This is a genomic window from Streptomyces niveiscabiei, assembly GCF_001419795.1.
Taxonomy (GTDB): domain Bacteria; phylum Actinomycetota; class Actinomycetes; order Streptomycetales; family Streptomycetaceae; genus Streptomyces; species Streptomyces niveiscabiei.
This window is the reverse complement of the sequence record NZ_LIRL01000017.1, coordinates 1-11,493: the sequence shown is the minus strand read 5'-3', so window position 1 is coordinate 11,493 and position 11,493 is coordinate 1. Positions and strand designations below refer to the sequence as shown.

18 protein-coding genes are annotated in these 11,493 nt (G+C 71.3%); 16 read left to right on the top strand and 2 right to left on the bottom strand.

What is annotated here, in order from left to right:
- Positions 1–132: 132 nt before the first annotated feature.
- The 7 genes from AOK24_RS01090 to AOK24_RS01060 are packed head-to-tail and all read left to right on the top strand — an operon-like array spanning position 133 to position 2,887.
- Positions 133–411 carry a hypothetical protein gene (locus AOK24_RS01090; protein WP_055718132.1) on the top strand — a complete coding sequence of 93 codons (279 nt, stop codon included), beginning with the start codon at positions 133–135 and terminating at the stop codon, positions 409–411.
- Between the two features lie 49 nt (positions 412–460).
- Entirely contained in the window at positions 461–1,021 is a 561-nt protein-coding gene (locus tag AOK24_RS01085) for a WhiB family transcriptional regulator (RefSeq protein ID WP_055718131.1), read from the top strand.
- A gap of 24 nt (positions 1,022–1,045) precedes the next feature.
- Positions 1,046–1,246 (top strand): hypothetical protein, encoded by a 201-nt coding sequence (locus AOK24_RS01080; protein WP_055718130.1) that lies wholly within the window; start codon positions 1,046–1,048, stop codon positions 1,244–1,246.
- Positions 1,243–1,572: a hypothetical protein gene (locus tag AOK24_RS01075; protein ID WP_055718129.1), complete on the top strand. Its 330-nt coding sequence runs from the start codon at positions 1,243–1,245 to the stop codon at positions 1,570–1,572. The genes AOK24_RS01080 and AOK24_RS01075 overlap by 4 nt, the downstream gene beginning before the upstream one ends.
- Positions 1,569–1,787 (top strand): hypothetical protein, encoded by a 219-nt coding sequence (locus tag AOK24_RS01070; protein ID WP_055718128.1) that lies wholly within the window; start codon positions 1,569–1,571, stop codon positions 1,785–1,787. Before AOK24_RS01075 ends, AOK24_RS01070 begins: the two co-directional genes overlap by 4 nt.
- Complete coding sequence (locus AOK24_RS01065) at positions 1,784–2,587, top strand: hypothetical protein (RefSeq protein WP_055718127.1); 804 nt, start codon at positions 1,784–1,786, stop codon at positions 2,585–2,587. The genes AOK24_RS01070 and AOK24_RS01065 overlap by 4 nt, the downstream gene beginning before the upstream one ends.
- A gap of 12 nt (positions 2,588–2,599) precedes the next feature.
- Positions 2,600–2,887: a hypothetical protein gene (locus AOK24_RS01060; RefSeq protein ID WP_055718126.1), complete on the top strand. Its 288-nt coding sequence runs from the start codon at positions 2,600–2,602 to the stop codon at positions 2,885–2,887.
- A 62-nt stretch (positions 2,888–2,949) separates the two neighbouring features.
- Here AOK24_RS01060 and AOK24_RS01055 read toward each other — a convergent pair whose 3' ends face one another.
- Both AOK24_RS01055 and AOK24_RS01050 read right to left on the bottom strand, forming a co-directional pair.
- Entirely contained in the window at positions 2,950–3,222 is a 273-nt protein-coding gene (locus AOK24_RS01055) for a hypothetical protein (protein ID WP_055718125.1), read from the bottom strand.
- Positions 3,223–3,268: 46 nt separating this feature from the next.
- Complete coding sequence (locus tag AOK24_RS01050; protein ID WP_055718124.1) at positions 3,269–3,553, bottom strand: hypothetical protein; 285 nt, start codon at positions 3,551–3,553, stop codon at positions 3,269–3,271.
- Positions 3,554–3,737: 184 nt separating this feature from the next.
- On the opposite strand from AOK24_RS01050, the gene AOK24_RS01045 reads away from it, so the two are divergent.
- From AOK24_RS01045 to AOK24_RS01005, 9 genes are all read left to right on the top strand, one after another.
- Positions 3,738–4,535: a hypothetical protein gene (locus AOK24_RS01045; protein WP_055718123.1), complete on the top strand. Its 798-nt coding sequence runs from the start codon at positions 3,738–3,740 to the stop codon at positions 4,533–4,535.
- Positions 4,532–4,684 carry a hypothetical protein gene (locus tag AOK24_RS48260; RefSeq protein ID WP_159051762.1) on the top strand — a complete coding sequence of 51 codons (153 nt, stop codon included), beginning with the start codon at positions 4,532–4,534 and terminating at the stop codon, positions 4,682–4,684. Before AOK24_RS01045 ends, AOK24_RS48260 begins: the two co-directional genes overlap by 4 nt.
- 7 nt (positions 4,685–4,691) lie before the next feature.
- Positions 4,692–5,195: a hypothetical protein gene (locus AOK24_RS01040; protein WP_055718122.1), complete on the top strand. Its 504-nt coding sequence runs from the start codon at positions 4,692–4,694 to the stop codon at positions 5,193–5,195.
- A 553-nt stretch (positions 5,196–5,748) separates the two neighbouring features.
- Positions 5,749–6,222: a hypothetical protein gene (locus AOK24_RS01030; RefSeq protein ID WP_055718120.1), complete on the top strand. Its 474-nt coding sequence runs from the start codon at positions 5,749–5,751 to the stop codon at positions 6,220–6,222.
- Positions 6,223–6,341: 119 nt separating this feature from the next.
- Positions 6,342–6,761: a hypothetical protein gene (locus AOK24_RS01025; RefSeq protein WP_055718119.1), complete on the top strand. Its 420-nt coding sequence runs from the start codon at positions 6,342–6,344 to the stop codon at positions 6,759–6,761.
- The gene (locus AOK24_RS01020) at positions 6,758–8,107 is read left to right on the top strand and encodes a phage terminase large subunit family protein (RefSeq protein WP_055718118.1); all 1,350 of its coding nucleotides are present in this window, start codon (positions 6,758–6,760) and stop codon (positions 8,105–8,107) included. Before AOK24_RS01025 ends, AOK24_RS01020 begins: the two co-directional genes overlap by 4 nt.
- Before the next feature lie 10 nt (positions 8,108–8,117).
- Entirely contained in the window at positions 8,118–10,436 is a 2,319-nt protein-coding gene (locus AOK24_RS01015; protein WP_055718117.1) for a phage portal protein, read from the top strand.
- Positions 10,437–10,438: 2 nt separating this feature from the next.
- On the top strand, positions 10,439–10,786 hold the full coding sequence (locus AOK24_RS01010; protein ID WP_055718116.1) for a hypothetical protein: 348 nt from the start codon (positions 10,439–10,441) through the stop codon (positions 10,784–10,786).
- Positions 10,786–11,448 carry an HK97 family phage prohead protease gene (locus AOK24_RS01005; protein ID WP_055718115.1) on the top strand — a complete coding sequence of 221 codons (663 nt, stop codon included), beginning with the start codon at positions 10,786–10,788 and terminating at the stop codon, positions 11,446–11,448. The genes AOK24_RS01010 and AOK24_RS01005 overlap by 1 nt, the downstream gene beginning before the upstream one ends.
- The last annotated feature ends 45 nt before the right edge of the window (positions 11,449–11,493 follow it).

Genomic DNA, 11,493 nt, shown 5'->3' with positions numbered 1-11,493 from the left:
CACCACGTGGCCGCTCTGCCCCGCCTGCCGCCGCCGCGTCATGCCCGACCCCCGACGCCCCGGCCGCACCGCCCACCCCCGCTGCGAGCCGTACCTCGCCAGCCAGCCCGCCGACCACGAAAGGCACAGCGCATGACCGCCGCCAGCCTGCCCACCCCCATCACCACCACCCGCCACCAGTGCCCCCACTGCCGCCGCACATGGGCCAAGAAGGCCGCCGCCGCAACCCACATCGCCCGCTGCTGGTGCAACCCCGACGCCCGGGGCTGCAAGACCTGCCACCACCTCGCACCCGCCGAGAACGGCCCGTACCCCGAACACCCCGGATGGCCCCAGGACTGCACCGCAGACCACGACATCACCAACAGCCTCCGGGCCAACTGCCCCAGCTGGCAGCCCAACACCGCCTGACCCGCACCGCAGGCCAACCGCCCCACCACCAACACCCCAGGGGGTATCCATGACCGCCGCCCTCCACGACCTCATCACCCGCACCGAGGGCCTCCCCTGCCGCACCGACCCCGAGCCCTACTTCAGCCCCGACGCCACCGACCGCCAGTACGCCGCCCGCCAGTGCCACGCCTGCCCCCTGCTGCTCGCCTGCATGAAGTACGCCCTCGCCTCGGGCCAGGAGTACGGCGTGTGGGGCGGCGTGGACTTCGAGGCTCGCGCCATGGGCTGCGGCACCGAACGCGGCTACCAGATCCACATCCGCCGGCGGGAGAGCGCCTGTCCGCGCTGCCAGTCGGCGCACGACGAGGCGGTGGAGGCGAACCGGCGCCAGCTCCTCGCCGAGGCGCACCGGGCCGGCGGGACGACGCGGGGCTACTGGATGCACCGCCGTCTGGGGGAGGAGGCGTGCGTGAGGTGCAAGCGGGCGCAGGCGCGGAAGTCGCAGGAGCGCCGGGAGCGGGACCGCGCGGGCGCTGGGCGGGCGCCCGGGGATGTGGTGGCGCTCCCGTCCAGTGATCCACTCCACGGCCCGCAGGCGCCCACACAGCGCCTCCCGCTCACCGCCTGACCCACCACACCCAGGAGAACCCCCGTGGACCACCAGTGCCCCGGCTGCCCGACCGGCCGCCGACAGCCCCGCCAGTACCTGTGCCTCGCCTGCTGGCGCACCCTCCCCGCCGCCACCCGCGGACGCCTCGCCCGCCGCGACGCACGCGCCATGCTCCGCCTCCGCCACCTCCATGCCGAGCTGGCGGCCGGCACCCCGCTCGCCGTCATCCGGGTCGTCCCGTGACCCGCCGCCTCACCCACGCCCTCGCCGCCCTCTACGCGGTCGTCGCGCTCACCGTCGCCCACCTCGCCGTCCGCACCTGGCCGGCCTCCATCCCGTACGCCCTCCTCCTCGGCGGCGCCTCCGTCCTCCTCGCCGTCGCGATCGCCCACCACGCGTACAGCCGCGACGAGGTACGCGCCGCCCGCGCCGACCTGGAGCGCGCCCTCCGCCCCTACACCACCACCCAGGACACCACCGTCGCCGACCTCGTCACCCCGTGCTGCGAGACCTGGTGGACAACGGCCGGCGCACCGCACACCTGCACCCGGAAGGACCACCCAGCATGACGACGCCCAGCCCGGAGGAGATGACGCGCATGCGCCACGACCTCGCCAACAGCCTCCTCGCGCTCAACGAGCAGATGGCACCGCTCTTCGACTCCGCCGACGGCATGCGCGCCGACTTGGAGAAGCGAGGCTGGTCCCCCACCGCCGCCGAGCAGGTCGCCCTGGTGTGGCTGACCAGCGCGGTCGGCATGGCGATGGGCGGTGCGCAGCGATGAGCCAGCCCACCACGGACGCGCGCGCCGTCGTCCGCGCCATCGACGCCCTGACAACGCAGGTCCGACGGGTTGCCGACGCCCTACAGACGCCCGTCGACACCACCCCTGACGAGCCGACGACGCCCACCGACGACGACCGCGTCACCCGGCTGACCGAGATGCTCACCGGCGTACGCCCCAAGCCGATGGACCCGGTCCACATCCTCGGCGCCGAATCTCCGACCGATCCCGACACCTGCCGCTCCATCGAGGTCGACGGCGAGACGATCAGCGTGCGAGGCAGCGGCGACTTCACCGAACGGGACGCGACCTTCTTCCGGGAGATCGTGCGCGCGGCAAAGCGCCGGTACGAGACGGAGAGCAGCCCGGCCGACGACGAGGACGCGCCGTACCTGCTCCGGGTGCTCGTCGACCGCGCCGCGCGCGGTGTCCTATCCCTGCCCGGCGAGGGCGAGGCCCTGCGCCGCCGCGTCGAGCAGATCATCAACGGTCGCGAGACGTGGAAGGGCAACGCCGAGCACATCGAGCAGGACCGCGACCGGATCGCCCGGCACCGTGACCACCTCGAAGAGCTGCTACGTACCGAGACCGCACGAGCGAACGCCGCGATCGACCGCGAGCACACCGCCGAGGAGGCAGCCGAGGAGGCGCAGGCCGCCATCGAGCGCGTGCGCGCCGTCGGCCCGGACCCACTCAACGGACACCCCGCCGCCCCTCACCAGGAGGCGTACGTACGCGGCTGGTCGTCCGCCATCGACGAAGTGCAACGCGCCCTCGACGACACCGACCCCACCACCTGACCCGGAGGACCCATGGACCAGAACCAGCGCCGCGCCCGAATCATCAACATGCGCCAGGGCAAACCCCTGCGCCGCCCCACCCGAGACCCCGACGCCGTCACCACCTACAGCTACTTCATCCAGTCCCGCCCCCACGCGGACGCCGAATGGGAGCGCCCCTCCGGCGTCCACATCACCTGGGCGTCCAAGACGAAGGCCCTGGAGCGGCTCGGCTCCCGGCGTGAGATGCAGCCGGGGTGGGAGCACCGGCTCATGGAGAGGATCACCATGGTCACCGAGCGGCCCGCCACGGAGGACTAGACGCAGACCAGACGCCCCGCTACCCCGTCCGACGACGGCAGGTGACGGGGCGTCGCCACGTCCTACAACCCCCGCCGACGAGACCTTTGCTCAGGGGGCACCGGAGGACGCAACCGATTAGACGTCTCCCTCGCCGCATTCGCGATACGCGCCAACCCGCTTGCGTACAGGTTCGCCTCGCCATACCCCAGCTCGGCGTACACGATCGTTCCAGTCTCCGTACGCAGCGCAATCCGGACGATCTGATGGCCGCTTTCCAGCGTGATCAGTTCAGGGGTCATGACCTTGGCCTCCAGCATGTTGGGGCCTGCCGCGCGCTTCTCCACCTCGCTCATGCCGCGACCGTACGGCGCACCCTCCGATTCCGGTAGAGCGCACGACTCAGTGCATCCCCTTCCAGATCCGCCACGCCCGCGACCGGTCCGTCCCGATCAGCTCGCCGATCTCCGGGAAGTCCAACCCCTGTTCCTCGTGCATCACGGCGACCGCTTGCTGTCGGATCTCCTTCGGCAGCGACTTCTCGGCGGCCCACTCCCGCAGCACGAGGCCCGCCGCTCGCGCCCTCACCCCCGCGTCCGGGATCGCCTCCAGCTGACGCAGCGCCTCCCGCACCGCCGCGAACACGGCGTCAGCCGCCTGACGTGCGTCGTCTACCTCGTCGGCCATCCCGCCACCTCCCGTCGGAGAGTAAGTCTCCCCACCCGACCCCGTGTCGGGTACCCTCAACCTCGTTCGGTGTCGGATACCCGACACCAGCGTCTGGGTGAACCGACGACGCCCCACAACAAGCGAGCCCCGGCCGGGACGGTCATCCGGGCCGAGGCTCTGACCACAGGAGACGTGACTCCACATGGCTGAGCAGAAGCCTGCCACACCACCACCCCCGACCGGCCCCTGGTACGCCAGACTTGCCACCACCGCCGGCCGCCCCGCCGTCCTCGCCGCCACCCTCATCATGTCGATGCCCGGCGAGTACCACGTCGCCAAGTACGCGGGCTGGTCCGACCCCTGGGCGTACGGCATGCCGTTCTCCCTCTCCGCGTACGCGGGCATCGCCGCCGTCGTTGCGGCCACCCGCCCCAAGGGAGCCCGCGGACGCTGGTCCGCCACCCTCGGCGCCGCCTTCGCGATCGTCCTCGCGCTCGCCGCTCAGGTCGTCGCGCACCTCGTGCAGACCGGGCACATGGACCACAACCAGCCGTGGCTGATCGCGGTGACGTCGATGGTCCCGCCCGCCGTGCTGGCGCACCTTCTGCACCTCGCGGCCACGCCCGTGCCGAGGGCGGAGACGACGCAGGCCGCACCCGCCATCGCCGTGGAGCGCGCCGACGCTGCGACCGTACCGCCGATGCCAGCGCAGGCCCCGCAACTCCCCGCCGTCGCCCCGGCCCCAGCCGCCGCGCAGCAGCCGCCCGCGATCACGTACGCCGATCCACGCTGCGCCGCCGTCCGCCCCCTCTACGACGCCGGAACCCGCCCCTCGACCTCCGCCATGCGCGCCGCCCTCATCACCACGTACGGCACCGCACCCGGCGACTCCACGATCCGAGGCGTCATCCGCGCCGAGATCGAGCGCCACGAACCCCACCTCGCGCACCTCCCCCAGCTCGCCCCCGTGCTCCCGCCCGCCGCCGGACAACGCCCGTGAGCGCCGCCGCGTTCGGCGTGCTCTTCGTGCTGGCCTTCGCCGGCGCCCTCATCGGCCTCGCCCTGGTCGACCTGCGCACCGTCCCCGTCACCGGCACGGTCGCCGCCCTCCTCACCATCGCGGCGCTCGTCGTCGCCGTGCACCGCTAGGAACCCCGTGACGTACGTGACCTACGGCGGAGTCACCATCGGCCTCTGCCTCCTCATCCACCAACTCGTGACCTGGTACCCCGGCTACAAGACGCTCACCAAAGACCCCGTCCGCCAACTCGCCGGCCTGCTCCCGTTCCTCCTCGGATGGGCGTATGGATGCCTCACCACCCTCGGCGTCGGAGGCGCCGTCGGCTTCGTCTCCAAGACCATCCTCGGCCTGTCCAACTGGCTCGGCGACGTCGCCCTCGTCTGGGGCGTCGGCGGCGCAGGCGGTCAGTCCGCCGCCGCCACGTTCACGCCCGTCTCCGGCCCCGGCCTCGGCGTCGTCCTCATCCTGACGGTCGCGTTCATCGCCGCGGTGAAGAAGTCCAAGTACGGGTCCGAGCTGAAGCGTGGTGCCTGGTGCGGAATCTGCCTGGGCACCTCCGCCAGCGTCGCCGGGTTCGCCGCAGTGCCCCTCGCACAGGCTGCGTCCGCGATCGGCGACCGCGTGTACGGGGCGTTCTGATGAGCGCCGCGAAGGAGCCCGAGGGCGAGCTGTCGCCAGTCGCCGGGGCGTGCGCGGCGGTCCTTCTGGCGGGCGCTGGCGCGGGCGTCCTGTTCGTGATCGATGAGGGGCTCGGCATCCTCACGGTGGTCTCGGTGGGGACGGTCGCACTGTGGCGGTCGGCCCGCCGCATGTCCGATTGGTCCGCCACTCCCCCACCGCAGGAGGAGCGCCCCTCTTGCCGAGAGTGCGCAGCTCACACGCTTCTCAGCGTGACCCCTCTCAAAGGCCGGAAGGGGATGTTGATCTACACCAGCGCTCCGCCAGACCGGCCTAGCTACACCCACGTGCACATCGCCGAGGGGGTGACCGACCGATGATCCGACGCCTCCTCGCAGCCACCTACGAGTACTGCGCGAAGTGCGGGTGGTGGGTCAAGGACTGCGGCCACTGACCGCTGTCACACCCTCGTAGCAGACTGGTCACAGGGCCTCGCCGGAATCCCCCCAGGCGAGGCCCTCCTGTCTGCCCCCTGTGGCACCATCCCCCTACACACTGTCCAAGGGGGGACACGATGCGCATCCGCGCCACCATCACCGCCACCACCGCGCTCCTCGCGCTCACCACACTCGGCGCCTGCTCCTCGTCCGACGACGACAAGGCCGCGCCCACCACGCCGCCGGCCGCCGCCACCCCGAGCAGCGCACCCAGCAGCACGCCGACGCCCGTCGCCGTCGACCCAGCGCAGGAGAGCAACCTCCGGCAAACCGTCCAGGACTACACCGAGGCGTACTTCAAGGGCGACGCCGAGGTCGGCTACGACACCCTGTCGACGCGCTGCAAGGCCAAGGTCTCCGCCGAGCAGTACAAGGCCGTAGTTGAGCAGGCCGCCGCCGACTACGGGCCTCAGATCGTGACCGAGCTGGTGATCGACGAGCTGTCCGGGAAGCTGGCGCGGGTCAGCTACGGCGTGGGCCTGCCGAAGTTCGACCAGACGAAGCAGCCGTGGGCGCTGGAGGGCACGGCCTGGAAGTACGACGCCTGCTGACCCAGCGTCAACCGGCCCCGTCGACCAACGTCGGCGGGGCCTCGTCGTACCCGGCGGATTGCAGCCCCCAAGATCCTGAGCCGCCCGAAATCCGTACCGTCCCTGCCAGGGAGGTGCGGGTGCCAAGGCGACAGGCGAACCACGACGTCGGCCTCGTGCGCGAGCACGAGGTCGTACGCCTGCGTACCCGTGAGCGCCTCGGCTTCCGCGAGATCGCCGACATCCTCGGCTGCGACGTCAAGAACGCGCACACCGCCTGGAAGCGCGGTGTCGAGGCCCTCGCGCAGGAAGCGGCCGACGCGCACCGCCAATACGTCGGCGAGCAGCTCGCCACCCTCGACATCGCGATCACCGGCCTCATGCCCAAGGTCGTCAAGGGAGACGTCCGCTCCGACGAGGCCCTCGTCAAGCTCCTCGACCACCAAGCGAAGCTCCTCGGCTTGTACGCCCCCGTGAGGGTCAACGCCACCGTCACCGACGAGCGGATCGCTCGCATCAAGGAACTCGCCGAGAAGATCGCAGAGCTGGGTGCGGGATGACGACGCACGCTGACCTCGACGCCGAACTCGCCGACCTCACGCCCGAAGAACTGGACGTACTGGAGCAGCAGCTTGCCGAGATCTACTGGCAGAAGCGGTGGGACCGGTGGACTCCGTACCCCTGGCAGGTTCCACCCGACCGCATCCCCACCCTCGGCTGGTGGCTCCAGCTCGGGGGCCGTGGCACCGGCAAGACTGACGGCTGCGCCCGCTACATGGTCGCCCACGTCAACGGGCCCGCCTGCGACCCGCGCCTTCCCGGCGGGCACCGCATGGCGATCATCGCCCCCACGCAGGGCGACGCCGTCGAAGCGTGCGTCAACGGGCCCTCCGGGCTGAAGGCCCACGACCCGCGCGTCTCCCTGCGCACCACAGTCGGCGGGACCTTCGTCCGCTGGCCGTCCGGCGCCGAGGCGAAGCTGTTCGGCGCGCACGGCCCCGACGACGTCGAACGCCTCCGCGCCGGCGGCAACCGCTGCTTGGTGTGGATGGAGGAGGCTGCCGCGATGCGCCGGCTGAAGGACGCCATCACCCACTCGGAGATGGGCCTGCGCATCGGCCCGAACCCCCACTACGTCGCGAGCACCACGCCGAAGCCTCGCACGGAGATCATCGAGCTGGACGCGCGCGACGACGTCATCGTCACCCGAGGCCGGACGCGCGACGCGGTCCATCTCCCGCAGGAGCAGCGCGACCACCTGATCCGGAAGTGGGCGGGGACTGCGACCGAGGCCCAGGAGCTGGACGGCGTCCTCCTGAAGGACATCGAGGGCACGCTGTGGAAGCGGACTGTCCTCGACCGCACCCGCGTCGGCGCGACGCCCCCGCTCGTACGGATCGTCGTCGCGATCGACCCGGCCGCCACCGACGGCGACGAGTCCGACGAGATGGGCATCATCGTGGCCGGGCTGGGCCAGGCGTACATCCCCGACCGCAACGGCTACGCCCGCCAGCACGCCTACGTCCTCGACGACCTGTCCGGCCGCATGTCCCCCGAGGAGTGCATGCGGAAGGTCGCCGAGGCGTACCACGCGTGGAAGGCCGACGTCGTGATCGCCGAGACGAACAACGGCGGCGACTGGATCGGGACGACGCTGCGGCAGATCGACAACACGGTGAACTACGACACCGTCACCGCGACCCGCGGCAAGGCCACCCGCGCCGAGCCGGTCGCTGCCGTGTTCTCGCAGAACGCCGCGCACATCGTGAACAGCCTGCCCGAGCTGGAGACGCAGCTCACCACGTGGGTGCCGGGGAAGGACAGCCCGGACCGGCTGGACGCCATGGTGTGGGCCCTCACCGCTCTCATGCTCGCGCCCGCGGGCAATTCCGCCGCGGTCGCCTGAGGAGGACGACGTGAGCCAGTACAGGAACCGGGCCCTCGGGCGAGCGGCGGAGAAGCGCGCGCTGAGCCTCGATACGCTCCGGGACCGCATGCCGATCACCGTGGCCTCGATCGGCGGACAGCAGTCCCTCACACTGTCTCTGGACGCCGAGGCCCGCGGCTTCTCCAACAGCGCCGTGGCGTACCGGTGTGTGGACGCCATCGCGAGCAACGCGAGCAGCGTGCCCCTCGAAGTCGCGCGTCCCGACGGCTCGTTCATCGAGGACCACCCGATCGCGCACCTGTTCAACAAGCGGCCCAACACCTTCATGTCGGCGCGCGCGCTCAAGTACCTCGCCTTCATGCAGGCCGAACTGGCGGGCCAGTCCTTCGTCTGGCAGGACCGCGGAGAGACCGGCCTCGGCGACCCGACCGAGATCCACCTCGTCTTCGACCAGGTGGACGTCGTGGTCGACAAGCCGATCCGCCTGCGGCCGACCACGGCGAACATCGTCGGTTTCATGATCCGGCGCGCGGACGGAACGCAGGTCCCGGTGCTGCCCGAGGAGATGCTGTGGCTGCGGTACCCGCACCCCTTCGATCCCCTGGGATGCCTCGCGCCGTGGAAGGCCGCCCGGCACGCCGTCGACATGGACGCCTTCGCCCGCGAGTGGCAGAGGCAGTCGTACAAGAATGGCGCCCGCCCGACCGGCGTCGTCTACCTCGGCGACATGGGCGACAAGGAGTTCATCGACGTCAAGGCCGCGTGGCGCAGCAGCATGCAGGGCCCGGAGAACGCGGGCAAGACCCTGCTGGTTCGCAGCAGTCCGGGCGCGGGGCAGAACGGCACCAAGGGCATCGGGTACGAGCGGGTCACCTTCACGCCCGCCGAGATGGAGTACCTGGAGAGTCGGGTCGCGAACGCCGACGAGGTCATGCTGGCGTTCGGCGTGCCGAGGGACTACTTGGTCGGCGGCACGACGTACGAGAACCGGAGCGCCGCGAAGGCCACGCTGTGGTCGGACACGATCCGGCCGAAGCTGGAGATGGTGTCCAGCGAGATCGACTTGCGAATGCTGCCCTCGGACGCCGAGGACGCCGTGTTCGACCTGTCGGGGGTGGACGCGCTCCAGGACTCGCAGGACTCCGTGGCCAACCGTGCGCGGGCCAGCATGTACGCGGACATCACCACGGTGGACGAGGCGCGCGCTTCCCTCGGGCTGGACCCGCTGCCGAACGGCCTCGGCGCGCACACCCTTACCCCGTACAGGAGCCAGTTCGCGCCGGTGCAGGGTGCTCCAGCGGGCGACGAAGCGCGGTCCTGGGACGCGGACTTCTCCCGTCTGATCCCGCCGACGCCCGACGTCGAAACCGTCGTCGAACGAGCCGTCGAAGCTGCCCTCGTACGGCTGCTCGGCGCGATTCCGCCGCAGGTCGACGACCGTCCGACGCCCCGTCTGGAGCGCGCCGACGACACCCCGTCGTCCCCGTCGCTCGCCGACATCAACTCGGCGTACGACGACCTGGAGGGCGGCGGCCGGCGCGCGGTGCAGTCCCTCGCGCGCGAGCAGCGGGAGCGGGTGCTCCGCGACTTCGACCGGCTGATGAAGAAGCCCGAGCGATCCGCGGCGTGGCTCGGCGAGGTCCGGGCGCAGTCCTGCGCACTTGCTCGGGAGCAGCAAGTCACCCTGGCCCCGCCGGACCCGGAGGAGGTGCCGGCCGCGCGCCTCACCGACATGGACGTCGCCGCGGGCCCGGAGGGCTGGGAGGAGCGCGTCAGCGTGCGGGACCTGTTCGACGGCCGGTACTGGCGGCGCCGGACGGGGGAGGTGCTGCGGCCGTGGATCGAGCGAGTGTGGCGCCGGGGCGGGGCCTCGATCACCGGGTCGTTCGACCTCGACGAGCCCGACGTCACGCGCGCCCTGGCCGCCCGGATCGAGGAGTTGGCCGGGCAGGTCACCGCGACGACGGAGCAGGTGCTCCGCTCGCAGCTCCTCGCGCACGGCGTCGCGGAGGGGGAGTCGGTGCCCGAGCTGCGCGCGCGACTCCAGCAGGTGTTCACCAACCTGTCCGACTACCGCGCGACGATGATCGCCCGCACGGAAACCGTCGGCGGCTACAGCCAGGCGTCGTTCCTGGCAGCCCTCGACGCCGGCGCGACGACGAAGCGGTGGCTTGCGACCGGCGACCAGCGGACGCGGGAGACCCACCGGCAGGAGAACGGCAACACGGCCGCGATGAACAAGAGGTTCACCCTCACCAAGTCGCGGTGGCCAGCGGACCCGACCGCCCCCGCGAGCCAGAGCATCCAGTGTCGATGCGCTCTCACCTTCGAGTTCGAGGAGTCCTGACCGTGGCCACTCTGCTGCGCGGCGAGGTCCGCGCGATCCTCCAACCCGCCGGGCACGCCCAGTACACCGGCGCCTACTGCCCGCCCGGCGTGCCGTTCCGCGAGGTGCGCCGGGGGCCGTACGACGGGAAGCAGAACATCGCCGTCCGCCTCGGCACCGACGGCGAAGTCCCCAAGCTGATGACCTTCGCCCACGGGCAGGTCGTCTACGAGTACGACGGCCGCGACAAGCAGAACCGCGTCGTCTACCGGTACGCGCCCAAGCTCAGCAGCGCGCACCGAGACGTGATGAACGGCGTGGCCGAGGTGTACGCCGAGCACGCCCTCAACCAGGCCCGAGGAGGCCAGTGATGGAGATCGAGTTCCGCGTCTTCGAGACGCACGAGTTCCGCGTCGACGAAGGCCAGGACGGCACCTTCGAAGGGGTGGCCTGCCAGTACGGCAAGAAGGACTCGTACGGCACCACGTTCCACCCCGGCGTCTTCCGGCGCGGCATCGACAAGGGCTCGTACGCCTACCTGTGGATGCACAGCCCCTTCACTCCCATCGGCACCTTCCGTGCCGACGAGCAGACCACCCTCCTGCACATCGGGGGCGCCTACGACGACACCCAGGACGGCCGCGACAAGCGGGCGATGGCCCGGTCCGGCAGCGCGCGGGAGCTGTCCGTGGGGTTTGTTAGGACAGATCTGCCCGAGTGGAAGAAGCTCGCCGAGATGGGCGACGAGGACCGCGCCGATGTGCTGGAGAACATCCGGTCGGCGCGGCTGGTGGAGGTCAGCCAGATCACCGCCCGCATGGCGGCCGTCCCGGGCTCCAAGCTGAAGACCGTACGCAGTGCCCTCGGAGCGCTCTACACCGAGACCGGTGAGCCGACCCTCGCGGAGCGGCTGGCGGAGTATGACCGCGAGCGCGGCCGGGACTCTGCGATCGCGTACGAGCAGGAACAGAAGTTGCAGGAGCGGAAGCGCCGCGCCGCACTGCTGCGTCTGACCAGCGTCGTCGCTGGCTGACGGGCGGATTGCAGCCCCCGCCCCCGCGCATCCCCCGATTCGATC